We start from the raw sequence: 24815 nt of genomic DNA, 5'->3' as shown, positions 1-24815 counted from the left end.
CGGTTGCCGGCCCCTATCAGAGATACAATCTGACTAATTATTCATTATCTTCTGCAAGTACAGCCTTACGACTCAACCTGATTCGGCCTCGATTATCAATCTCAAGGACCTTGACCTTAATAATATCGCCTTCCTTAACAACATCGGTCACATTTTTAACCCGCTCGTTCGCCAGCTCTGAGATATGCACCATACCATCGGTTCCAGGAAGAATCTGGACAAAGGCACCAAATTCCTTAATGGTTCTGACTTCGCCCTCATAGATCTTACCGACCTCAGGCACTGCAGTGATCTGTTGAATCCGCTTAACCAAGGCATTGGCGGTCTCAACATTATTGCTGAAAATTTTCACCGTCCCATCGTCTTCAACATCAATCTTAGAGTCGAACTCAGCTGTCATCTCGCGGATGATCTTCCCACCGGGGCCGATGATATCCCGGATCTTGTCCGGATCTATCTTCATGGTGATATACTTCGGAGCATGTTCGGAAACCGTGGCACGAGGTGAGCTCAGGGCCTCTTCCATCTTCTCTAAAATGTGTATTCGACCATTTTTAGCTTGAGTCAGCGCCTGAGACATGATCTGCCGGTCAACACCATCGATTTTGATGTCCATCTGCAGACCGGTAATCCCGTCAGAGGTGCCGACCACCTTAAAATCCATATCCCCGAGATGATCTTCGTCGCCGATAATGTCGGTCAGGACCACCACCTGGTCGCCCTCTTTGATCAAACCCATGGCCACCCCTGAAACGGGTGTCCGAACCGGCACCCCTGCATCCATCAGTGCCAGACTGGAACCACACACTGTTGCCATGGAAGAGGATCCATTCGACTCCAACACCTCTGAAACCACTCTCAACGTATACGGAAAAGCGTCGTTTGCCGGCAAGACCGCTTCAACACCGCGACGAGCCAGCGTACCGTGACCAATATCCCGGCGGCTTGGACCACGTAAAGGACGAACCTCTCCAACGCAGAAGGGCGGAAAGTTGTAGTGGAGCATAAACCGGCGAAACACGTCGCCTCCAAGTCCCTCCAGATGCTGTTCATCGCGCTCACTGCCCAGTGTGCAAATAACCAGGGCCTGTGTTTCACCGCGGGTAAAAAGGGCTGAGCCGTGCGCCCGGGGAAGGATCCCCACTTCACAACTGATCGGTCGAACTTCCTCAAAAGAACGTCTATCCAGTCGCTCGCCTTTCGTGACAATACGGCTTCGCATCATCCTTTTTCTAAAATCATCTAAAATTTCATGAACCTGACCAACAGACTCGTACAACTCCGGATCAAGCTGAGCAAGGACCTCTGCCTTCAGCTGGCTGTACCGATCAGAACGAGCCACCTTTTCTGCAATACTCAGCACCTCTTCCATTCCAGAAGCAGCCAGGGTCTCAACCTGCTCTTTAAGAACTGCATTGACCTGCGGGGCCACAACGACCCGTTTACTTTTACCCGCCCGCCGTTGAAGTTCGAGTTGCAGTTCAATAAGGGGCTGAATACCGGCATGGGCAAAAAAGATACCTTCAAGTACAATGTCCTCGGACAGCTCACTCGCCTTGCCCTCAACCATCACCACATTGGTCTTTGTACCGGCAACGACCAGATTCAGTTGCGAGCGTTCCAATTGCTTCTTGCTCGGATTAAGCACGTACTGGCCGTCAACATAGCCGACCCGGGCAGCTCCAACCGGTCCTCCAAATGGGATATCGGAGATAAGCAGGGCAGCGGAAGCCCCGTTCATGGCCAACACATCCGGATCAAAATTCTGATCTGCGGAAAAAACCGTGGCAATCAATTGGGTTTCACAGTCATACCCTTCCGGAAAAAGTGGTCGTAAAGGCCGATCTATCAGACGACAGGTCAACACCTCTTTTTCACTCGGTCGACCGATTTCCCGGCGAAAATAACTACCGGGAATGCGCCCGGCCGCATACATCCGCTCTTGATATTCAATAGTCAGTGGTAAGAATCCCATACCCCTGGGTTCAGTTTCAGCAACAACTGTGACCAGCACCTTGGTGTCGCCATTGGAAACCATTACTGAGCCATTTGTCTGCTTGGCCATTTTACCGGTTTCCATTGATATGTTGTGCCCGCCGATATCGATTGCTACTGTATGCATCATAAATTCTCCTGTTCCGAATGCTTCGGAATATAACGTGGGGAACGGCCAAACCAGTGCAGCTCAGTTACATCACAAAGGCACAAAGGGTGCAGCGACAATCGACATTTCACGTCAATTCTCTCTGTGCCCTTTGTGTCGTTATGAAGATTTGTAGCCTGCAATGGCGCCGTCTGTAAAAATATCAACGGCGAGCCTTTCGGCTCGCCGTCAAAAAAACGACTTACTTGCGAATACCGAGCTGCTGAATCAGAGTTCGATACTTGTCAACATCCTTCTTCTGCAAATATTTAAGTAAATTGCGACGCTGACCAACGAGTTTCAACAGTCCGCGTCGAGAGTGGTGATCTTTGGTATGTGTTTTGAAATGTTCGGTGAGATAGAGGATACGGTCTGTCAAAAGTGCAATCTGCACTTCACAGGACCCTGTATCGTTCTCATGGGTTTTAAATTGTTCAATCAGTTCTTTTTTCTTCTCCGTTGTTTGTGCCATGAACACTCCATTGTCCTTCTGCTGCCAGAAAAGCAACGCCCTCAGCCTTTCTGGAGTCTGGATAATTTGTTCCTGTTTCTGGGGCAGAGGGTTGCGACCCAGAGGAACGATTTGCCTTTCTATACCCGAGGGGCATCAACTGTTGCAAGTACAAAGAGACGGCTGCCCGATGGTCTCCAATACCTCATCAATACTTCGTCGGTTGCTGCATAACAGTTGCAGACCATTCTCTTCCAATAAGATCTTTCCGGACAGACTCTCCTCAACTGTAAAGGGCCCACTCCGGGTGCGCCGTAAACTCTCCAGATAAGCACCACACCCCAGGGATCGACCAATATCCGCTGCCAGCACCCTGATATAGGTTCCCGGGCTGCACTCAACAAGAACAGTCAACTGGTGGGACACTGCATCGTACGCCAGGTAATCCAGACGATAGACTTCGATGGGTTTGGCCTCTTTTTGAATCAGTATGCCCCGACGGGCGTAGGCATATAACGGTTTGCCCTTGTGTTTTGCTGCAGAAAAAGGCGGTGGCACCTGGAATTGAGGACCGATATAACTTTTAAGACATGCCTGAACAGCAGTCTGGTCAAGGTGAGGAACCGGACAGGTGGCATTGATCGTTCCCTCGGGATCCAGGGTGGATGTTTCTGCACCCAACTGAAGACAGGCCAGGTATGTTTTTCGTCCTGCCATAAGTTGATTTATTTGCCTGGTAGCTTCCCGCCCCGCACAAACGATGAGGAGACCGGAGGCAAAAGGATCCAATGTTCCGGCATGCCCCACTTTTTTTATACCAAGCAGCCAACGAATCCGGCGGACAAGAGCAAAGGAGGTTAATCCCACCGGCTTGTCAACCAGAAACACCCCTTGCGTCCAGGTTCGCTCATCTCTGCATGAAACGTCACACCCTTTCACCAGAACTATGCCTGCAACTCCTCGCGAAGTACCGGAAGTAAAAGATCCCGCACCGCTTCCACCCCCTGTCCCTGCATGCGGAAGCCACTGGCATTCCGATGTCCGCCTCCACCAAAACGCCGGGCCACGGAAGCAACATCACATTTCCCTTTAGCCCGCAGGCTGACTGAAACATGCAATGGTTCAACTTCCTTAAGAAACACAGCCACCCGCACAGAACTCACCGCCCGGGGAAGGTTGATAAAGTACTCGGTATCCTCCATGGTGGTGAAGGTCCTGTCAAGCATATGCTGTGTTACTCGAATAATAGCGATACGATCACGTTCATACATTTCCAGAGTCGCCAAAACCTCCTGCATGAGCTGCAGACGCCCCAGCGTGTAGTTGTCATACAGATTGTTGGCAACGTGCTCGGGCTTGACCCCTCTGCTCACAAGATCACTGACAACCCTGAAGGTATGACTGCTGGTCGATTCATAGCGAAAAGAACCGGTATCAGTGCTGATAGCGGCAAACAGACATTCAGAAGCCCGTGACGAGACTTCAATTCCAAGGGCTTTTGCCAGATCATAAACCATCTCCGCTGTGGAGGAACGATGCGCCTCAACCCAGAACCCATCACCAAACCCCTTGTTCCCTCTGTGATGATCAATGACCATCAGTGGGCGGAAACTGCTCAACTCCTCGTAATGCCGGCCCAGGCGTTGAACATCTCCACAGTCGAGACACAGAGTAAGAAAGTCATCCTGAGCGTAGTCAACAAACTCGCGAACCCTGTTCATATCGGTTTGAATCTGACCGGCACCCGGTAAAAAGCGATACAGTGGGGATATAGGCTCCTCAAGATAACAAAAAACTCTCTTCCCCATACTTTGCAAAATATCAGCTGCTCCAAGCAGGGAGCCAAGGGCGTCACCATCGGGATTAAAATGGGTGGCCAGCAAAATGTGTCCTTTGCTTCGGATCGTTGCCAATACGGTCGGATCAGGACTGTTCATGCTTCCGCTCCTTCTCGATCTGCCGAAACAGGCCATCAATGCGATCAATCTCTTCATTGAGATTGTCGTAGTAAAACAGCAGCTCAGGAGTGTAGCGCAGATTAAGTACCCTGGCGAGGTGACTGCGGAAGTATCCTTTGGCCCGATTCATACCTTTGAGTGCAACTCCGCTGTCCAGGTTGCTCGGTGTGGTAAAATATACCCTGGCTGATTTCAGATCAGGAGTGACGATCACCCGGGACAATCTGACCCCGTTCAACCGCGGATCCGCCACCTTTTGCAGGAGGAGGATCGTCAGCTCATTCTTAATAGCCTCAGCCACCCGTTTAGGCCGGGAACTTTCCGGACGTCCGAGACCTGGTAATTTAAAATCAAAATCCACAGCCATAGTCGTGTCGCTTATAAAGTTGCCTCCACCTCATCCATAACATAGGCCTCCAGATTATCACCGACTTTTATATCGTTAAAATGCTCGACCCCTATGCCGCACTCAAAACCGGTAAGAACCTCCTTGACATCATCCTTGAATCGACGCAGTGAACCGATTTTTCCGGTATAGACAACCACCCCTTCCCGCAATACCCGAACCCGGGCATTACGTTCGATCTTCCCGGCAATGACGGCACACCCGGCGACAGTGCCCACCTTCGGCACCTGGAACGTTTCCCTGACATCGGCCGTACCGATCACCCTTTCCTGATAGACAGGCTCCAGCATGCCCTTCATCGCTTTCTCAATATCTTCAAGAGCATGATAGATGACATCGTAAGAGCGGACATCAACACCTTCCCGTTCCGCCAGCTCCTTCACTTTAACCGCAGGCCGAACGTTAAAACCGATAATAATGGCATCTGAAGCAGCAGCAAGGTGGATGTCGTTTTCAGTAATCGTCCCCGTCCCCTCGTGGAGCGATCGAACGCGAATCGCCTTTGTCGACAGATTCTCCGCTGCCTGCCCAAAGGCCTGCAATGTACCCTGGACATCGGCACGGAGAATAACCCTCAGCTCCTTGACATCCTGTTCGGCTATCTTCTCAAATAGATTCTCAAGCGACACCTTGGATGCTGATGCCAGTTCAGTCTCTCTTGCCTTCAGCTGACGGGCGGAAGCAACGGATTTAGCCATCTTCTCATCAGTAAGAACGACGAATTCGTCGCCGGCCTGAGGCACACCGGAGAGGCCCTGAACCTCAACAGGAATTGAGGGACCTGCTGCCTGCACCTGCTCCCCGCGCTCGTTCGTCAGGGTACGCACCTTCCCGCTGTAATTCCCTGCAACAAAGTTGTCACCGGGATGCAAAGTCCCCTCCTGTACAAGAACCGTTGCCACAGGCCCGCGGCCCTTGTGAAGCTGAGCCTCTATCACGGTCCCTTTGGCCCGGCGGAGAGCATCTGCCCGTAACTCCAAAATCTCTGCCTGCAATTGAATGGATTCAATGAGGTCTTCAATCCCGATTCCTTTCTTGGCCGAAGTCTCGCAAAATATCGTGGTACCGCCCCACTCCTCTGGAATCAGTCCAAAATCGCTCAGCTCCCGCTTAACTCTCTCCGGATCCGCACTGTCCTTGTCAATCTTATTGACAGCCACGACAATCGGCACATCTGCAGCCTTTGAGTGTGCAATAGCTTCTTTTGTCTGATCCATGACGCCGTCATCCGCTGCAACGACCAGGACAACGATATCAGTGACCTTCGCGCCTCGCGACCGCATTTCAGTAAAGGCGGCATGCCCCGGTGTGTCCACAAACGTCAGATCACCGGAAGGAGACTGTACATGGTAGGCACCGATGTGTTGCGTAATACCACCGGCCTCTCCTGCAACAACATCGGTTTTACGGATGGCATCGAGAATCGACGTTTTGCCGTGGTCGACATGTCCCATGACAGTGACCACCGGCGGTCTGGGCAAGGCCTCTCCGCCCATTTCGCTTTCCTGCTCCTGCAAGGCTTCCAGCTCAAGCTCTTCAGTCATGGCCTGCTCGACCTCGTAGCCGAAGTCTGCGGCTATTAAGGCAGCAGTATCGACATCCAAGGCCTGATTAAGGGTAGCAAGCACACCCAACCGCATCAGGGCAGAGATAACCTCACTGGCCTTGATACCCATACGCCTGGCCAGGTCTCCCACACTGATGGTGGATACCACCTTAATTCGCTTTTTGATGGCCTTGGTATCAGCCACCTGTTGCATCTGCTGGTCTTTTTTTATTGCATCTCTCTTCTTTCTTCCCTTGCGAGGACGCATGAACTCGACATCACTATCCGTTGTGAAATCCAATCGGCCTCTTGCCTTCTTCTGACCTTTAACCGGGCTTTTTTTGCCCTGCTCATCATCCTCAGGCTGAATAGCCACCATTCGTTTGCCTTTTTTCTTCCCCTTGTCCCCCCGTGCATCATCCGCGGCCACCGGGACCTCAACAGGTGCGCCTGCAACAGGAGGCTGCGCCGAACGGGGTTGCGGCTTCGTTGTCGGCTTCGTTCGTTTTTCAGGGACAGGTATGACAACACGACCAACGACCCTGGCCAATCGCTTCGGTCGTTCAACAACATCTGCAACAGCTGTTTCCTCGGCGGGCGGAGAAGATTCCACTTCTGTTTCCTGCGGCACGGCATCAGCAGTACCGGCGACTTCCGCCTCATCAGTTTTTTCAGCGACAACGGGTTCTTCAGCAGGCTCTTCACTCTTCTCTACCACAATAGCGGGTTCCTGCTCCCCGGCAGGAGTGTCATCGTCAGGCTCAACGATGCCAGGCTCACTATCCTGAAGGTCAGACGGCTCCGGTGCTGTGACATCTTCTGCAATCGATGGCTCGTCTGCACCCGCCTTCTGAAGACGCGCTTCCAGCGCCTGGACTTCTTCTTCAAACGCCTGGGCCTCGGCCTCCTCCTGTTTCCTCGCGGCTTCTTCTTTTTCCGCCCTGGACCGACGACGGACAACAACTCTGCTTTTAGCGGCCGGTTCGGGTTCCTTTCGCATCTCGATACGACCTTCTGCAACGCCAGCAGCCACTAACCCTTTTATTTTATTTCGAATATCCGCGGCCATATCACTATCGACACTTGAACTATGACTTTTTACTGGGTAGCCCATCGCCACCAGCCTGTCTACCAATTCTTTGCTTTTCAGCCCAAATTCCTTGGCGAGATCGTAAACACGAACCTTACTCATCAAACACTCCCTTCATCAGCCATTCACCGCATAGGCTCAGTCCGATTTCCGATTTTCTTGCTTTTTGCCAGACGCGCCCGGCAAACGGGATCATTGCAACAGTAAATCCCTCTCCCTGTCAGCACAGCCTGTTGATCTTCAACCAGGCACCCCTCAACCAGAACAAATCGTAGTAAGGTTGCCCGGGAGGCCTTCCGGCCACATCCCCGACAAGTTCGTACCGGCACATGTCCTCTTTGCATCAGATCACGGTGTCTTCTGTTCCTGCTCCTTCATCCGTTGTTGGCTCAACCTGCCGGTCCTGCCCAGGCTGCACTTGAGCAGCCATCAACTGTAAAGCCGTTGCCTGATCCACATCAATCCGGGCAGCAACAGCCAATTTTTCAACATCAGTCTCTGCCACCTGCTCCACAGAAGTTATCCCCGCTCCAAACAGCCGATCCGCCAAGCCCTCATCAATCCCCTCAACCGTCAGCAGTTCCCGATAGCCTGTCGTTTCGGCGTTTGCGTATCTCGACTCACTCTTCACATCGATCCTCCACCCCAAAAGCCGTGAAGCGAGACGGACGTTCTGCCCCTGCCTTCCAATAGCCAGTGACAACTGATCATCAGGTACAACCACGAGCAGACATTTTTTTTCATCATCAACAATCACCATCGACACCTCTGCCGGAGCCAGGGCATTGTACACGTACTTCACCGGATCCGGACTCCAGGGTACGATATCGATCCGCTCACCCTGCAACTCCTGAACAACATTCTGAACCCGAGATCCCTTAAGACCGACACAGGCGCCCACCGGATCCACATCCGATTCAATGGATGACACGGCAATTTTGGCTCGAAACCCGGGTTCGCGGCTGGCACCCATAATCTTGACGATGCCTTCGGCAATTTCCGGGACCTCCATTTCAAAAAGCTTGATCAGAAATTCGTTACAGGTTCTGCTGAGGATTAACTGTGAATCACGATGCTTACCTTCTCGGGCATCTCGGCGTACTTCCTGTAAATAGGCCCGGATACGGTCACCCTGCTTGTAAGATCTTTTGGGTATCTGATTGTCTCGCGGCAGAACAGCGTCGGTTCTCCCAAGATTAACGATCATGTCACCTCGCTCAAATCGCTGCACGATACCGTTGACGATAGTGCCTTCGCGATCCCGATACATATCGTAAATCACATCACGTTCAGCGTCACGCATTCGGTGAATAATCACCTGCTTAGCTGACTGAGCAGCGATGCGGCCAAGATCGGCAACGCTATCAAGCTTTTCACCCAGATCATCATCCACCTCAACGTCCGGATCCAGCCGTCGAGCATCTTCCAAAGAGATCTCAGTCTCTTCATCAAAGACCTCTTCCACAACCGTACGATACTGAAAGACCTCGATCTCTCCCAGATCTTCACTGAACTGGACTTCGATATCCCGGCGACCCCCATATTTTTTCCGAACAGCGGAGCGGACAGCCTCTTCAATCGCATCGATCAGCAAGGCCCGGTCAATACCTTTATCTCGGCAGATCTGATCGACAATTCGTTTAAGATTTTCTGTTCCTACCATGCTTGACTCCAACTAGGCGATCAATTCCACGTTCACCCCAAGGATTTTACAACGTTAGACGCGCCCTTACTATATTTTCCAAATCGATATAAACGGTTTCATTATCCAACGCCAATATCACTGCTTCACCTTCCAGGCCAAGCAGGGTACCGACAAGAACATGCTGCCCCTTAACAGGATCATGCAGCTTAAGGCGGACCAGCCGGTCGGAAAAACGACTGAAGTCCTGACGCCCTCGAAGCGGCCGCTCCAGCCCCGGCGAGGAGACTTCAAGATGGTAGGCGTGCTCAACCGGGTCTTCAACCTCAAGATAGGCACTGACCTCACGACTCACCTCAGCACAGTCGTCGATGGTAACGCCGCCCTCCTTATCAATAAACAGACGAAGCACCCAGCCATGCCCCTCTCTCCGGAATTGAACCTCAACGAGCTCCATACCTGACTGTGCTAACAGAGGCTCGGCAAATTCCTGGACAATCGTTACTATTCGTTCTGAATCATTGCCCATTTGTTAAAAACCGTTCTTTTCAACCTTATTCTTTTCGTCATGTCCTCAGGGACGTTCCGATCTCACAGCAAGTAAAGTGTGAAGAGACAATAAAAAAAGCGGGCAAAGCCCACTTTCAAAAACACCGGTGCATGCCACCGTGCAATCTGCAGAAGTTAAAACGGCAACACTATCGGACAGATCTCCGTGTGGAGCGGGCAACGGGGCTCGAACCCGCGACCCCAAGCTTGGGAAGCTTGTGCTCTACCAACTGAGCTACACCCGCCCTAATCCGAGTGAATCAAACTAAAATAGTGCATTCACAAATAGTTGTCAAGCAACAACAGGGAAAAGAGTCGTAATTCTCACTCTGCAAAAACGGTATCTCCCTTGTTGAATAAAGGACAGATACCGATGGACAAGCAGATCATCAATCCCTATTTCTGTTTCGACAAACACACCGGCAACAGACCGATATTATGGAAAAGAACACCTTGCAGGCCTCTACTGAATCCACAGAACACGGCCTTGTCTTTACAGACTCTTCGAGTAGTGTATAATCGCGGCTATGGATATTATCACCACGCATATCGGCGCAGACTTTGATGCCTTGGCATCCATGATCGCAGCCAAACGACTGTATCCGGAAGCCGTCCTGGTTTTCCCCGGATCACAGGAAAAATCCGTTCGCAACTATCTGGCCCAGGAATTTCGCAACATCTATGCATTCAAAAAGATCAAGCATATTGATATCGACAAGGTACAACGTCTGATTGTTGTGGATACCCGGCAGGCCGATCGAATAGGCAGATTAGCGGAGTGTGCAACCAACCCTGCTGTTACGGTTCATCTGTACGATCATCATCCTGATACCGAGACAGATCTCCGTGGCTCGCAAGAGATCGTCGAACCGGTAGGCTCCACCACAACAATTTTCACCCGTCTTTTTCAAGAAAAAAATATCGTTCCCTCGCCGGATGAGGCCACACTGATGGCACTCGGCATTTATGAGGATACCGGAAGCTTTCTGCACTCCTCCACCTGCCCGGAAGATCTGGCGGCAGCCTCATGGCTCCTGACCCATGGCGCCAATCTGGATATCATCACTCAATTTATTTCCCGCGAACTGTCTTCCGAACAGATCAGTCTGCTCGGTCAACTGCGTCAAGAAGCCCACACCTATGTCATACGCGGCGTGACAGTGGTGGTCAGCAAACTGACCATGCCGGATTATATCGATGATTTCTCAGTCCTTGTCCAGCGTCTCATGGTGCTGGACAATATTGATGTGGTCTTTGCCCTGTTAAGCATGGGTGAACGGACCTACCTTATTGCACGCAGTCGCATCCCTGAAGTGAATGTCGGCACAATTGCCAGAGAATTCGGGGGCGGCGGCCATGCCACCGCAGCCTCCGCCACGGTCCGCAACCTGACCATTGTTGAAGCTGAAGAACAGTTGATCAGTTTACTTCACCGCCATGTCCGCCCCAAAGCCATGGCCGGCGAAATTATGAGTGCGCCGGTCATCACCGTCACCCCGGAAGTGAGTATCGATCAGGCCAACCAGTTAATGACCCGTTACAATGTCACCGTGCTGCCGGTGGTACGAACCAACAGTGACGGGAACGGGGAAAACCCCTGCGGCCTTCTGGGAATGATCTCACGCCGGGTTGCTGAAAAGGCTATTTTTCATAAACTGGGCAATATACCGGTGGCTGACTACATGACCACCGACATCGCCACCATACCTGAAAGCGGCACTCTCTTCGATATCCAGCGACTGATCGTTGAAAACCGCCAGCGTCTTTTACCGGTAACGCGTGACGATGACATTGTCGGGGTGATTACCCGTACCGATCTGCTTGCCCTGCTTGTCAACGACCCTGCACATCTCTCGCTTGATCTGCTGCGCAGTGACGAACGTCCATCCATTGAGCGGACCCGTCATCTCAGCAGCGTCATGACGCAAGTCCTGCCGAAAAACGTTATTGTACTTTTACGAGAAATCGGTGAAATAGCAGAGCAGCAGGGATGCAACGCCTACGTGGCCGGAGGTTTTGTCCGTGACCTGATCCTGCAGGTACAAAATACTGATATCGACATCGTCATTGAAGGGGACGGTATCAGGCTTGCCAAAGCCCTGGCCGCCCAGCGCCATGGCATAGTCCATCCCCACGAAAAATTTGGGACAGCGACTGTCATCTTCCCTGACCAGTCCCGTATTGATGTAGCCACAGCCCGCCTGGAATACTACGATCATCCGGCCGCCATGCCCACCGTGGAGCACAGCTCGACCAAGCTCGACCTCTACCGGCGTGACTTTACGATCAACGCTATGGCCATCCATCTGAATCCAAAACGATTCGGTATCCTGGTTGACTACTTCAACAGCCAAAACGACCTCAAGGAGCGACGAATTCAGGTACTGCACAACCTCAGCTTTGTTGAGGATCCCACTCGTATCTTCAGGGCGATCCGTTTTGAAAGCCGATTAGACTTCACCATCACCAAACACACCGAAAAACTCATCAAAAACACCGTCCAGATGAATCTGTTTGATCGGGTTGAGGAGCCTCGCTTCTTTCACGAACTCAAACTGATTCTTTCCGAAGACAACCCCATACCAGCTTTACGGCGGATGGCGGCACTGAAGCTCTTTCCCTTTCTCTGGCCCGACCTGCGTCCCAACCTCAAAATCGATCGACGATTCCTTCATTTTCTCACCCAGGCCAACCAGGCGATTTCCTGGTTCAAACTGCTGTATCTACCTGATAAGATTGAACCGTGGATGGTCTATTTACTAGCGATCATGAGTCGATCACGAACCAAGGAGCTCATTGCCTTCTGCAACCGATTTTCACTCCCTCCTCGCCAGCGACGCAAGCTGATTGCCCAAAAAACAGAGGCTGAACGTGTTGCTCAAGAAATGCAGAAACGACCGTTTCTCCGGCCCAGTGAAACCTACTGGCTTCTGCATGAACTCGACATCGAAGGTCTCCTCTACCTCATGGCAATTGCCCGCAAGCGCTACATTCAACAGGCTGTTTCCCACTATGTTACCACCTGGAGAAATGTTGTACCGTTGGTTCGCGGCGATGAACTGAAAGCCATGGGGTATATCCCCGGGCCCCTCTTCCGGACCATTCGCAATCATCTGATCGAAGTACAGCTCGACGGTCAGGTCGGCAGTCGTGAAGATGCACTGTCCTTTATTCAGTCCACCTACCCTCCCGGCGCCGCTTTATCGTAAACACCATCTTTTTTCTCGCTTTTCCTCCACACTTTCTTAATTTATAGCGTTGAGTACCTAAACACAGAGATACACCTCATCTTTTTCGAGGAGACAGAATCACTCATGAATGTTGATATATACGCCTTAATGCAACAGTTGATCATTCAAATACCGCCACTCCTGTTCGCCTTAACCGTGCATGAGTATGCGCATGGCTACGTTGCCTGGCGCCTGGGTGATCCAACTGCCAAGAATGCCGGTCGTCTGAGCCTGAATCCGCTCAAACACCTCGATCCATTGGGGGTGCTGGCCTTTATCATCATGAAAATAGGCTGGGCCAAACCCGTCCCGATTGATCCACGTTATTTCAGACAACCCCAAAAAGACATGTTACTCGTTGCCCTGGCAGGTCCGGGATCAAACGTGATTCTGGCCATTGCCAGCGCAGCTCTGGCCCACTTTCTGGTTACGTTTCAAATCCTGCCGCTTTTTTTCCTGCAACCGCTGGTTGGCATGCTGGTCGCCAGTGTCTGGATCAATATCATGCTGGCGGTCTTCAACTGTATTCCCATCCCGCCCCTTGACGGCTCCAAAGTACTCATGGGCCTGTTGCCTCCTCAAACCGCACGGAGTTATGCACGTCTTGAACCCTTTGGCTTTTTCATTCTGCTTGCCCTCTTTTATACCGGTATCATCAGTGCGGTGATCATGCCGATCATCCGTTTCTCTCACTCTCTCCTTCTAGCAGGCTGTTGAAAAACTCATAAACAACGGGACATGTAAAACAATACCGTGTATTATCCAACCAATTGGAATAACTGACAAACAGGTGGAAATATGCGCGGTCCTGACATTCAGCAACAGAAATTGTTCAGCTATCTCTCCCCCGAATCCCGGGTTCCCCAAACGCATCCCCTACGTCCTATCCGAATCATGGCTGACAAGGCGCTGAAAGAACTCTCCCCTGTGTTTCGGGAACTCTACTCACGAACAGGACGACCATCGATTCCGCCCGAGCAACTGCTTCGCTCCCTGCTGCTGCAAATCCTTTATTCGATCCGGAGCGAGCGGATGTTGGTGGAACAGCTTGATTACAATCTTCTTTTTCGCTGGTTTGTCGGCCTGTCCATGGATGAAGCAATTTGGGATCACTCCGTCTATTCCAAAAACAGGGAGCGCATTCTGCACAGTGATCTTGCGGTGATGTTCTTGCGATCCATCTGTTCCCAAGCCGAGGCAGCCGGACTCTTGTCTGACGACCATTTCACCGTTGACGGCACACTGATCGAAACGTGGGCATCGCTGAAGAGCTTTCGGCCCAAAGATGAGGAGCCTCCGGTCTCTACCGGCGGCAACCGCAATCCGGCAGTGGATTTCCACGGGAAAAAGCGTCGCAATGACACGCACGCATCGGTCACCGATCCAGAATCCCGGCTGTTCAGAAAAGGAAAAGGCAAGGAGGCCAGGCTCTGCTTCATGGGGCATGTGCTGATGGAAAATCGGAACGGTTTGGTCGTCGATACCCGCCTGACCCAGGCAACCGGGACGGCGGAGCGCGAGGCCGCCCTTTCCATGGCTTCGGATATTCCGGGCACACATCGAGTCACCATCGGCGCGGACAAAGGGTATGACTGCAAGGAGTTCGTCGATGACCTGCGCATCCTGACCGTTACTCCACATGTAGCGCAGAAAGTCAAAGGCTCCGCCATCGATGGCCGGACCACCCGTCATGCAGGTTATGCTGTGAGCCGGAAAAAACGCAAACGGGTGGAAGAGATATTTGGCTGGATGAAGACCGTCGCCTGGTTACGCAAAGCCAGATACAAAGGCGTGGAAAAGATAGACTGGCTGTTCACGCTCTCTGCGGCAGCCTACAACATGGTCCGAATGCGTAATCTGGGGGTAGTTACCTCTGGATAAGAGGGGAAATCCTCATCAGAGCGGCTTGAAGCGCCTCGGAAGATGAAAACCGGCAACACATCATGACAAACAAACGGCCAAGGGCTCACTGTCAAAGAGCTATCGAAGGGCAAACAAACAACCCTTGTCTCGTATTTTCCTGTTTTTCAACAGCCTGCTAGGATAAAAAAAGGCCCGGAAAACTCCGGGCCTTCAAAACAGCAGCAAAAGAACGTGTTTATTAAAATTTGTACGTAAATCCAACAGTCAGCAGTCCGGCCGAGGCATCTTTCAAGGTACCGTTCAGCCGGCCGTCCTCAGCAATATTGTTCACGCTGCGTGACTTCTTGTAATCATACAGGTAGGCTGCCCCGACTTCCATAGCCTGATTAATCGTGTACCGCACACCGGCAGAGTAGACGAGGGCATCAGAATCGGGCAATTCAAAACCCACTGTACTGCTTGGCATCGGGTTTTTATCGATGCCAAAACCCGCCATCAAAACCCAATCGTTTTTTAAATCATAGACCAGGCTCAAACGCCAGGAGTCGGTATCCTGCCAGTTTTTGACAACCGGATCGTCAAAAGCCCCTGTCAACACGGGGTTGAGCAGTGACACAGGGTAGGTGAAATCAAGATCTTTATAGTCAGACCAGTACGTCCGGTCATACTGGAACTCCACAGTCAGTTGATCAAAAAACGTGTACGCAACAGCGGCCGATAACACTGCGGGCAACGGAATCTCAACACCGGTGTCACCGATATAGGTGGAGGGGATGGGTGAAAATGGTGGAATCGGCAGTCTGTTCAAATTCGTGGCCAAGTCTGCATGCCCCTCAACGCCTAAATCAACTTTCGAACGATACGTAAGGCTCAAATTCATTTTCTCGGTTGGCCGTACGGTCAGTGCCAGATTATAACCGGCCTCCCACGTATCTCCATCCATGTCTCTATGAGCAGTTACATTGGGTTGCTGAACAATGCCCCGGCTCTTCACCTTGCCGTCAACATACACGGCACGAACCCCGCCCCCCACTGAAAAAAGATCATTCAACTTATACGAAACCGTGGGGTTAAACTCAAACACCTTAAGAGTAAACTCTTCCGCAAAGGTCCGCGGATACGGATCTTGCCACTGTTTGGACAGTCCAGCCGGCGTCGTGACCGAAAAACCGAATCTAAAATTATTGAAATCCGGAGAAACTGCAAACAGTGTGGGCATAAAAAAGTTTTCCGACTCCGAATCACCACTTAAAGTTGCGCTGCGCGCATCTGTATACGAAATCGACGTCAGATGAATCCAGGTACCATTCACCTCGATCTGGGTCTTATTGTCAAGCCACGACATGTTCGCTGGGTTGAAGTACGTGGCGTCAGCTCCGGGGGTATATGCGGTATAAGCTCCGGAACGTGCAGTGGAGTTTACCGACTGTTCAGGAATACGGTATGCAGACGCCCAGACATCTCCCTGTGCTGCCAGCAACACCACTCCAATTGCCAAAAAAACTTTTTTCATTTTCCCCTCTCCTGATGTTTTAAAAAAAGCGCTTACGCTTGCATGTTGCCGGTTGAATACAGATAACGTTTAATTTTATGCGTTGCTGTTTTGATAAACGGTTCGCGTCGCTCAAGAATCCGTGACAGCCGTGAAGAGTTGGAAAGCTGTGTGTTGATGCTGGTCCGCATCTCCTCAAGCAACTCTGTGATGAACTGCTGGCGTTGAGTCTGATTTTGTCCCATGGTCCTGCTGTCGATGAATTCATAATCCGGGTAAACCCAGGCTTCCAGCTTACCGCAGCTCTCGATCACCAGCGATTCAAGGACAAAAGGGAAGGCATCGATCTTGTGCTCGATCGCTTCAGGATAGACATTCTCACCGTTGGAGAGAACAATAACTGATTTGGACCGCCCTTTGATATGGAGATTTCCTTTACCGTCAATTAAGCCGAGATCGCCGGTCCTAAGCCATCCATCCCCGGTAAAGGTAGCTTCGGTGGCGTCGGGGTCGTTGTAATACCCCTGCATAATGTTTCGCCCGCGTGCCAGAATTTCACCGACTCCGGTTTCAGGATGGGGATCAGCAATGCGAATTTCAACATGCGGCACCGGCTTTCCGGCAGAACCATGTGCGATCGTCTGATCACCATGGGGCCCCCCCGCCAGCAAAGGGGATGTTTCAGTCAGGCCATAACCGACGATAAACGGAAATTCGGCATCACGGATAAAGGTTTCCACATCGGGATTCAGGGCAGCACCACCGATTCCCATCACCTGAAGCCGATTGCCAAAAAAAGCATAGAGCCTGGCACCGATTTTACGGTAGACCATCTTGCGACTCATACTGAATTTACAAAGAAAACTAAGCATTTTGCTCTTTTCCAGTGCTGGTGCCACTCGTTTTTTAAATATCTTTTCAATGATCAATGGAACAATCAGCATGGCATGAGGTTGTTCTTTCTCGCAGATTTTCTGCAAAATCGCCGGAGTCGGCGGCTTGCCGGCATAAACAACCCGGCACCCCTTCAACAACGGCAGTAGGAGACCGACTGTAAACTCATAGATATGCGAGATGGGCAGCACCGAGAGAAAAACCCAGCCCGGTGCGATTTGAATGACACCAGCAGCGGAATAAGCGTTGGCACACAGGTTGCCATGACTGAGCATCACTGCTTTAGAAAAGCCGGAAGTACCCGAAGTGTACAGTATGGTGGCCAGGTCATCGGTTTTGACGCCGGGAAATTCCAGAGTTTCGTCACGGGCCTGCTCACCGAATTCCGCCAGCGCCTCGGCCAGAAAATCACTGAAGGTTTGGGTCGTGATCAACCCGGTGTTATCATGATAATCGTCAAAGGTTATAACGTGTTGTAACTGCTGCTTCAGATCATAAATCTTCTCAATCTGTCTCTGGGTCACAAAAATAATATTGCACCCCATTTGCCCTAAAATGTGATGAACATCTCCCTCCGGCAGGTCCGGAAAGATAGGGACGGCACAGGCCCCTAAACGGACAACAGCCAGGTACACGGTTCCCCAATGATGAGAATTTTCGCCAAGCAAGGCAACCCTGTCTCCCTGCTTGACGCCTAAATGCCGTAAATACGCTGCGATGGAAAGAATCCGCTCATGAAACTCCTTATAGGTCAACGCCTCTTCCAACGCCATGCCGATGGCAGGAAGTTGACGATACTTTCGACAGCTGATATCGATTAAATCGTTGATCGTAGTTGCATTTTCCTGAATCACGGGCAAATGTACGGCGTTGACCTGATCCTGACTGCTGTCCTCGCATGCATCGCTGCTGCTTTCTCTGGCATCTGGTAGTGTTTCCATCCCGTTCACCGCCTTTTCTTTCACTTCGTTTTATCCAATCATAAAATATGGCGCCTGTTTACCATAAGCCTGAGACACTTTCAAAGAAAACGGTCAATTCGCTTGACAGCATGGAAAAAGAAATATTATTAGGCATATGATTCGATTCACTTCTATTTTTCTTCACAGGTTATGTTCACTATGCGATGGTCCCCTCTTCTGTTGTCACTCTTTTTTTTAAACCTGCTCTATATCTGCCCGCTTGTTCCGGATGGTCTGGCTGCGTTATCCACAGCACAGCAAAAAAACGGGAAACCGGCAACCACGCTGGCCACCGCAACTGCAAACAAAAAAAAATCACCAGCTCCAACCAAGCTCCCGGCCAAAACGAACAAGGTTTCGCAAATTGCGGTTAAACAACCCGCAATAAAAACAGCCGCTGGAAAAACAGGTCAACAGACAACCAAAAAGCACGCTGCAGGGACAGGTAAAAACACTGCCAAAAAATTATCGTCCCGTGTTCCTGCAAAACGAGTACAAACCCAAAAGTCAGCAAAATCAGCTTCCACAACCTCTCACGCCAACAAAACTGCACGCAATAAAAAAACCGCTCCCTCTTCGACTCCCTCGAAGCCGCAAACGTTTGCTCACAAAAGCTTCACTGAAATAGGTGAACAGATCAGTTCGAAAAGTGCCATTATCCTCGACGCTGATACCGGTGGCGAGATCTTCGCAAAAGCCCCTGATAACCCTCGGCAGCCTGCCTCCACCATCAAAATAGTAACGGCCATGATTGCCCTTAAATCGCTGCAACCCGATGACACCATCAACGTCAGCAACAAGGCGGCTGCCATGCCCAGCTCGAAAATTTTTTTGGATCCCAACAGGGACTACCAGGCCAATGACCTGATCAACGCAGTTTTACTTGCCTCGGCTAACGATGCCAGCGTAGCCCTTGCCGAAAAAATAAGCGGCAGTGAAGAAAACTTTGCCAATCTCATGACGATTACAGCAAGGATGTGGGGAGCCCGCCATACAGTTTGTCGGACCGCTTCGGGTCTCACTGCCAACGGGCAGCAGTCAACAGCTCGTGACCTTGCCAATCTGTTTCGCTATGCAATGCAGGATGAGGATTTTGCTCGCAGAATGCATGAGAAATCCATCTCAACCACCTATGGAAAGGTTCTGCGCAACCACAATAAAGCCCTGTGGCGTCTTGATGGAACGGATGGGGGAAAGACAGGGTACACTCTTGCCGCCCGCCAGACCTATGTCGGTCAGTTTACCCGAGACAACCGTACCATTGTGGTCGCCTTGATGGGGAGCGAATCCATGTGGGCGGACCTGGAAAAACTGGTGAACTATGGTTTCCAAACAGCAAAAGATGGCCGGCTGGCCAAAGTTGAAACAGTCAACACGACAAGAACGGCTGCAAGCGTTAACTGATGAGCAGCAGCTGTACCATAAAAAAAGCCGGCAATAATGCCGGCCTTTTTTATGGTTCCTGTAAAATTACTTTCCTATTCGATCCCTAACTGCTTTCGAACCAATGCAAGAAAAGCATCCCGCCTGAACGGCTTCTCCAGTGTTGCAATATCACCAAGATAACCAGCCATGGTCAGATAACGTTCTGCCTTGATGGCCCCGCCTCCTGAAATAGCCAGGATTTTCAGATCAGGATAATCACGCACAAGTTCCATAATGAACTTCAAGCCATCTTTCACCGGCATAATCATATCGGTAACGACCAAATCAAAAGCATAGCGTCCCACCAGGGAAAGTCCCTCTGCGCCATCTTCGGCAGTATGCACCGTGTACCCCTCTAATTCGAGCATCTGGGTCAGCATGGTTCGTATCTGTGATTCGTCATCAACAACTAATATCCTTTTCAACAGACAGGCACTCCTTGGCTGGTTCAAATATTTTTCGTCTATTTATCCTACTCACTGCTTCCCTGTGAATCAACAGCTTTTTCTTTGCAAAGTTTATTTTATCGACCTGCAAAGTCGGCCAAAACCACCGGGAATTGTTCCTGACGACCAGTAGGCTCGCCCCTGTTTAAAATCAACAAACCAATGCCCGCCGGGTTTTCTGACTGCATCAACAAAAATAAAGGGTTGTTCAATGGAAAAACACCGATGTATATGCTGGTCCTGTTCGCTTTTCTCCTGTTCAAGTAGCGAAAGAGCTTCAGCCATGGTTGGTAGTCGCCAATCAGAATAACCGGCAAATTGCGAGGCATTGAGTTTTTCAATCTCCTTGCGGATGGAACGATGACTCATTATGTCAATCCCGCCTCGCTGCCACATTAGCCCGGTGCTTTTATCGGTGACAGTCAAACCGTCTTCGTTGTCAACCAGGGTGTTGACAAACTGACCACCGGGATTACGCTCCTGATCGGCAAAATTGTATTGTAAGACAAGAGCAGCTACGTCCTCTTCACTCATCTCTTCCATTTTGTCGGGGAGATCAACGTACTTGTCAACAACCACCGGATCATCCCTGGTGGGTAATCCAGTTGAACCGACACCACGATCTGTACTGACATTCAACGGCACAATCGTAGAACCGTCATCTCCCTCTATGACGTTGGTAATCAACCACTGTTTGATTTGTTCATTAATGGGATGAGTACGTTCAAACAGTGCCACTTTACCCTGCTCGCTGATGCACTGTTGCAACATATCTTTTGGGGCAAGTATTTCCGCCACAATACGGGCATGTTTTATCCCCCGTTCCATAAGGCAAAGCTTCGGTTCATCTCCCCAATCGTCAATGAAAAAATAGTACACCCGCTCATTTTTACTGCGAACCCGTTCCACGCCTCCCCAGCTCTCATAGGTTCCAAACGTATAGTCCGGCGTCATCTCCCAATCGATCTCCGGTCTATTCCCATCAATCAGCTTACTGAACAGTCCCATAGAATCCTCCATCGCAAGAGTTCCAAAAATAATGAGAACCGAGTACTATCTCTCCAGTTGCCCTTTACTATAATGATAACCATTCTCATTGCAATATGAAAAACTCCATTCGCACACAGACGGGTGTTCCTTTGCCCCTGGGGAGCACCATCTTACCCCTGGGTATAAACTTCGCCCTTTTTTCCCGGCATGCCCACTCTGTCAGCTTAGTTCTCAACTTTCCTCACCATCGAGACGACTATATAGAGATTCCCCTTGACCCGCAAGTACACAAAACCGGAGATATCTGGCACATCATGCTCAGTGGAGTACCGGAGGATCTCCATTACGGCTATCGGATATCCGGCCCCTATGAACCTGGTATCACCGGTCATCTCTATGACTCACAACATATTTTACTCGATCCGTATGCCAAAGAAATTCTCTCTGCAAACTGGGGTGGGCCGAGAAATTTTCTCGGTTATGAACCCTGTTGCCTTCTTGATACACACAGCTACGACTGGGAAGGTGATAAACCACTCAATATCCCTCTGCAAGATACCATCATCTATGAACTGCATGTTCGTGGTTTTACCTTTCACCCCACAGCAAAAGTCCGTCATCCCGGTACCTATAAGGGGATTATCGAAAAGATCCCTTATCTTCAGCAACTGGGTATCACAGCTGTTGAACTGATGCCGGTTACGGAATTCGATGAGAATGAAACGACGTTTATTAATCCGGAAACCAAAAAACGGTTGAAGAATTTCTGGGGTTACAGCCCACTCTCATTTTTTGCCCCTAAATCGTCATACAGCAGCGACCTTCACGCTCCGCTCAATGAATTTCGTGATATGGTCAAAGCTCTACACAGTGCCGGTATCGAGGTTATTCTTGACATCGTCTTCAACCATACTGCCGAAGGTGGAGCCGATGGACCAACTTCCAGTTTCCGCGGTATCGACAACACCATCTATTATCTGCTCGACGCAGACAAAAGAAACTACCTGAATTATTCCGGGTGTGGCAATACCTGTAACTGCAACCACCCGATTGTTCGCAGCCTTATCATGGACGCCCTGCGCTGGTGGGTTATTGAGATGCATGTCGATGGTTTCCGCTTCGATCTCGCCTCAATCCTCGGCCGCGACGGCAACGGCAACGTTCTTACCAACCCGCCGGTGGTGGAAAGAATTGCCGAAGATCCTGTTCTCGCCCATACCAAAATCATTGCCGAGGCATGGGATGCCGCGGGCCTGTATCAAGTGGGTCATTTTTCACCGCACCATCGCTGGGCGGAGTGGAACGGCCGCTTCCGCGACGATGTCCGTGCGTTCATGTGCGGTCGCTTAGGGATGGTCCCTGCCCTGGCCACACGAATTGCCGGCAGTTCAGATCTCTATCAGCGTCATAATCACCGCCCGTGTAATTCAATCAATTTTATTACCAGTCATGACGGTTTCACCCTGACCGATCTGGTGAGTTACAATGTGAAACACAACCTGCTGAATGGTGAAAACAATCGGGACGGTGACAACAACAACCTCAGCTGGAACAGCGGTATAGAAGGCTCCACCAGAAACCCCCATATACTCCGCCTTCGTGCCAGGCGTCTTCGTACCATGACCACCATCCTTTTCCTTTCCCAGGGGGTCCCGATGCTGGTTGCCGGTGATGAGTTCGGACGCAGTCAAATGGGCAACAACAACGCCTGGTGCCAGGACAATGAAATCAGTTGGCTGGACTGGTCATTGCTGAAAAAAAGACAAGGGCAGCTCCGATTCTTCCAAAAGCTGATCAAACTCCGGAAAAACCACCATGTTTTCCGACGTGACACCTTTTTCCAGTCAGGGAACACCGGCATCGAAGAAGACAGCTGTTCTCTGGAGATACGCTGGCAAAGCCTGTATCCCGGCAAACAGGACTGGTCGCATGAGTGCAGAACGCTGGCCTATCTTCTCAATGGAGCGGTACTGGAACAAACAGATGACGATTTTTTTGTCATGCTCAACGGCAGCCCCAACGAGTCAGCCCGGTTCATCGTTCCTGCTGCCACCCGCAATCGAATATGGAAGCAGATCATCGATACCAGTCGTCCGTCTCCACACGACTTCGTTGACCTGCAACTCGCCGATACTGTAGAGTACAATCAGACCGTATCAGTGCCGGCCATGGGTTGCATTGTTCTGCAATCACAATCAATCAGAGGGAAAACAATATGATTAAACTGCTCATGCTCGGAGACTCCCTGGTGGAGTGGGGTAACTGGCCCAAGCACCTGCCCGATGTGTTCGTGATCAATCGGGGCCTTGCCGGTGAAATGACGGAAGAACTGGCCGCACGTCTGGTCGATGAGATGGAAGACTGTCCCGATCCTGATGCAGTCCTGGTTCAGTCCGGAACCAACAACCTTCTGATGGGCTACATGTTCGTGCCGGCAATTTTTTCCACTATGATGCAGCGAATGCGCCTTTTCTATCCGGAAGTACCGCTGATTCTCTGTTCTCTGATGCCCATGCCGGCTGTACCTTCCCATGAAATCGAACAGATCAACCGGGAACTGCACCAAGTAGCCGATTCCATAAATGAGTGCACCTTCCTCGATTTAGTACAGCCGTTTCATGAACAATGCCTGCCCATCACTCATCCCGGATTCCTGGCCGACCAGGTCCATCTCAGTACCAGAGGTTATCAGGTCTGGGGCCGGTCCATCGCTCTATGCCTTGATCAACTGTTTCCCGACAGGGGTTGACAGTGTTTCCGACGTCTCTAATGTATAGGTTCGATTCAGCCTGATCGAAAAGATACTGCAGGATACTGTGCCTGCTCAGGACTGACAATGCTATCTTTCTTTTCAAAGAGGAGTACCCCATGACCAATATCCGTACAACCTTACTGCATGCCGCCCTTGTCTTTCTGCTGGCCTTTCCCTCACTTGTCCTGGCCAAGGAGACAAAAACAGCTGGACCAGATCCGGAGACCGCGCAGGTGAAATCTGGAGAGACCGTCCTTCTGGGGACAGTTCTTGAAACCATGAACAGCAATGGCTACACATACGTATACCTGGATACCAAAGAGGGAAAAACATGGGTTGCTGTTCCTGAAACTTCGGTAACAACCGGCGAGTCAATTGCCTGTATGCCGGGTATTCCTATGCACAATTTCACCTCGAACACGCTGAACCGCACGTTTGAGACAATTATCTTCTCCCCGGGATTAGATAAAAAACATGGCAATGCCCAAAATGTAGCCTCTGATACATCAAAAACCGGTAAGCAGGAAAACAGTTTTGAGTCGGCACTGCGAACAGAGATGAGCAGCACCAAAGAACATGCCGGCGCCATCGACACCATGGGGCAATCAACCGGCAGTGCCGGTGCAATCGTTCCCTCTGCTGATCTCAGTATCGACAAAGCAGTCGGTCCGGACAGTTATTCTGTGGCTGAATGTTTTCAACAAGGTAAAGATCTGGATGGTAAGACCGTTCATGTCCGCGGAAAAATCATGAAGATCTCACGAATGATCATGGGGAAAAACTGGCTCCACCTGCAGGATGGAACCGGTGATGCCAAAAAGAATCATCATGACCTGGTGGTCACCACCACTGCAGATGTGGAAGAGGGCAAGGTGGTCACCATTGCCGGAACACTCGCCTTTAATCGGGATTTTGGAGCCGGCTACAAATACGAGGTCATTGTTGAGGATGCCAAAATCGAACAGTGAGAGCCCCC

At 50.8% G+C, this 24815-nt stretch carries 20 protein-coding genes and 1 tRNA gene; 7 read left to right on the top strand and 14 right to left on the bottom strand.

Annotated features, from left to right (window positions below; all coding sequences use genetic code 11):
* Nucleotides 1-37: 37 nt before the first annotated feature.
* The 10 genes from pnp to HP555_RS06250 all read right to left on the bottom strand — a co-directional run bounded on the left by pnp (nucleotide 38) and on the right by HP555_RS06250 (nucleotide 10030).
* Entirely contained in the window at nucleotides 38-2125 is a 2088-nt protein-coding gene (gene pnp, locus HP555_RS06295; RefSeq protein ID WP_199264325.1) for a polyribonucleotide nucleotidyltransferase, read from the bottom strand.
* Between the two features lie 220 nt (nucleotides 2126-2345).
* Nucleotides 2346-2615 (bottom strand): 30S ribosomal protein S15, encoded by a 270-nt coding sequence (gene rpsO / locus HP555_RS06290; protein ID WP_199264324.1) that lies wholly within the window; start codon nucleotides 2613-2615, stop codon nucleotides 2346-2348.
* A gap of 135 nt (nucleotides 2616-2750) precedes the next feature.
* Complete coding sequence (gene truB, locus HP555_RS06285; RefSeq protein ID WP_233249269.1) at nucleotides 2751-3482, bottom strand: tRNA pseudouridine(55) synthase TruB; 732 nt, start codon at nucleotides 3480-3482, stop codon at nucleotides 2751-2753.
* Between the two features lie 56 nt (nucleotides 3483-3538).
* On the bottom strand, nucleotides 3539-4531 hold the full coding sequence (locus HP555_RS06280; RefSeq protein WP_199264322.1) for a DHH family phosphoesterase: 993 nt from the start codon (nucleotides 4529-4531) through the stop codon (nucleotides 3539-3541).
* Complete coding sequence (gene rbfA / locus HP555_RS06275) at nucleotides 4518-4919, bottom strand: 30S ribosome-binding factor RbfA (protein ID WP_199264321.1); 402 nt, start codon at nucleotides 4917-4919, stop codon at nucleotides 4518-4520. The genes HP555_RS06280 and rbfA overlap by 14 nt, the downstream gene beginning before the upstream one ends.
* Nucleotides 4920-4930: 11 nt before the next feature.
* Nucleotides 4931-7696 (bottom strand): translation initiation factor IF-2, encoded by a 2766-nt coding sequence (infB, locus tag HP555_RS06270; RefSeq protein ID WP_199264320.1) that lies wholly within the window; start codon nucleotides 7694-7696, stop codon nucleotides 4931-4933.
* 23 nt (nucleotides 7697-7719) lie between these two features.
* The gene (locus HP555_RS14350) at nucleotides 7720-7938 is read right to left on the bottom strand and encodes a YlxR family protein (RefSeq protein WP_408639835.1); all 219 of its coding nucleotides are present in this window, start codon (nucleotides 7936-7938) and stop codon (nucleotides 7720-7722) included.
* Nucleotides 7938-9257 carry a transcription termination factor NusA gene (nusA, locus tag HP555_RS06260; protein WP_199264318.1) on the bottom strand — a complete coding sequence of 440 codons (1320 nt, stop codon included), beginning with the start codon at nucleotides 9255-9257 and terminating at the stop codon, nucleotides 7938-7940. Before nusA ends, HP555_RS14350 begins: the two co-directional genes overlap by 1 nt.
* 46 nt (nucleotides 9258-9303) lie before the next feature.
* The gene (locus HP555_RS06255; protein ID WP_199264317.1) at nucleotides 9304-9765 is read right to left on the bottom strand and encodes a ribosome maturation factor RimP; all 462 of its coding nucleotides are present in this window, start codon (nucleotides 9763-9765) and stop codon (nucleotides 9304-9306) included.
* Between the two features lie 189 nt (nucleotides 9766-9954).
* Nucleotides 9955-10030 (bottom strand) — tRNA-Gly (locus HP555_RS06250).
* Between the two features lie 282 nt (nucleotides 10031-10312).
* Here HP555_RS06250 and HP555_RS06245 point away from each other — a divergent pair.
* From HP555_RS06245 to HP555_RS06235, 3 genes are all read left to right on the top strand, one after another.
* A complete protein-coding gene (locus tag HP555_RS06245; protein ID WP_199264316.1) occupies nucleotides 10313-12994 on the top strand; it encodes a CBS domain-containing protein in 2682 nt (893 codons plus the stop codon).
* A 105-nt stretch (nucleotides 12995-13099) separates the two neighbouring features.
* The gene (locus tag HP555_RS06240; RefSeq protein WP_199264315.1) at nucleotides 13100-13732 is read left to right on the top strand and encodes a site-2 protease family protein; all 633 of its coding nucleotides are present in this window, start codon (nucleotides 13100-13102) and stop codon (nucleotides 13730-13732) included.
* 81 nt (nucleotides 13733-13813) lie between these two features.
* Nucleotides 13814-14896, top strand: a complete 1083-nt coding sequence (locus HP555_RS06235) for an IS5 family transposase (RefSeq protein ID WP_199262595.1) — start codon at nucleotides 13814-13816, stop codon at nucleotides 14894-14896.
* 220 nt (nucleotides 14897-15116) lie between these two features.
* Here the strand turns inward: HP555_RS06235 and HP555_RS06230 are convergent, their stop codons facing one another.
* Together HP555_RS06230 and HP555_RS06225 are read right to left on the bottom strand one after the other, a co-directional pair.
* Nucleotides 15117-16391: an OmpP1/FadL family transporter gene (locus HP555_RS06230; protein WP_199264314.1), complete on the bottom strand. Its 1275-nt coding sequence runs from the start codon at nucleotides 16389-16391 to the stop codon at nucleotides 15117-15119.
* A gap of 32 nt (nucleotides 16392-16423) precedes the next feature.
* Nucleotides 16424-18205 (bottom strand): AMP-binding protein, encoded by a 1782-nt coding sequence (locus HP555_RS06225; RefSeq protein ID WP_199264313.1) that lies wholly within the window; start codon nucleotides 18203-18205, stop codon nucleotides 16424-16426.
* A gap of 180 nt (nucleotides 18206-18385) precedes the next feature.
* Here HP555_RS06225 and HP555_RS06220 point away from each other — a divergent pair, with 180 nt between their 5' ends.
* Nucleotides 18386-19630 carry a D-alanyl-D-alanine carboxypeptidase family protein gene (locus HP555_RS06220; RefSeq protein ID WP_199264312.1) on the top strand — a complete coding sequence of 415 codons (1245 nt, stop codon included), beginning with the start codon at nucleotides 18386-18388 and terminating at the stop codon, nucleotides 19628-19630.
* Nucleotides 19631-19704: 74 nt separating this feature from the next.
* Here the strand turns inward: HP555_RS06220 and HP555_RS06215 are convergent, their stop codons facing one another.
* Entirely contained in the window at nucleotides 19705-20076 is a 372-nt protein-coding gene (locus HP555_RS06215) for a response regulator (RefSeq protein ID WP_199264311.1), read from the bottom strand.
* Nucleotides 20077-20169: 93 nt separating this feature from the next.
* Nucleotides 20170-21105: an Lcl C-terminal domain-containing protein gene (locus tag HP555_RS06210; RefSeq protein ID WP_199264310.1), complete on the bottom strand. Its 936-nt coding sequence runs from the start codon at nucleotides 21103-21105 to the stop codon at nucleotides 20170-20172.
* A 95-nt stretch (nucleotides 21106-21200) separates the two neighbouring features.
* Between HP555_RS06210 and glgX the strand changes: the two genes are divergently transcribed.
* The 3 genes from glgX to HP555_RS06195 all read left to right on the top strand — a co-directional run bounded on the left by glgX (nucleotide 21201) and on the right by HP555_RS06195 (nucleotide 24807).
* Nucleotides 21201-23306, top strand: a complete 2106-nt coding sequence (gene glgX, locus HP555_RS06205; protein WP_199264309.1) for a glycogen debranching protein GlgX — start codon at nucleotides 21201-21203, stop codon at nucleotides 23304-23306.
* Entirely contained in the window at nucleotides 23303-23836 is a 534-nt protein-coding gene (locus HP555_RS06200) for a GDSL-type esterase/lipase family protein (RefSeq protein WP_199264308.1), read from the top strand. Before glgX ends, HP555_RS06200 begins: the two co-directional genes overlap by 4 nt.
* A 119-nt stretch (nucleotides 23837-23955) precedes the next feature.
* Nucleotides 23956-24807, top strand: a complete 852-nt coding sequence (locus tag HP555_RS06195) for a DNA-binding protein (RefSeq protein WP_199264307.1) — start codon at nucleotides 23956-23958, stop codon at nucleotides 24805-24807.
* Nucleotides 24808-24815 lie beyond the last annotated feature (8 nt).

The organism is Desulfobulbus oligotrophicus (assembly GCF_016446285.1).
Classification (GTDB): domain Bacteria; phylum Desulfobacterota; class Desulfobulbia; order Desulfobulbales; family Desulfobulbaceae; genus Desulfobulbus; species Desulfobulbus oligotrophicus.
Note: the sequence above shows the minus strand (reverse complement) of the source record. Positions and strands in the feature narration are given on the sequence as shown.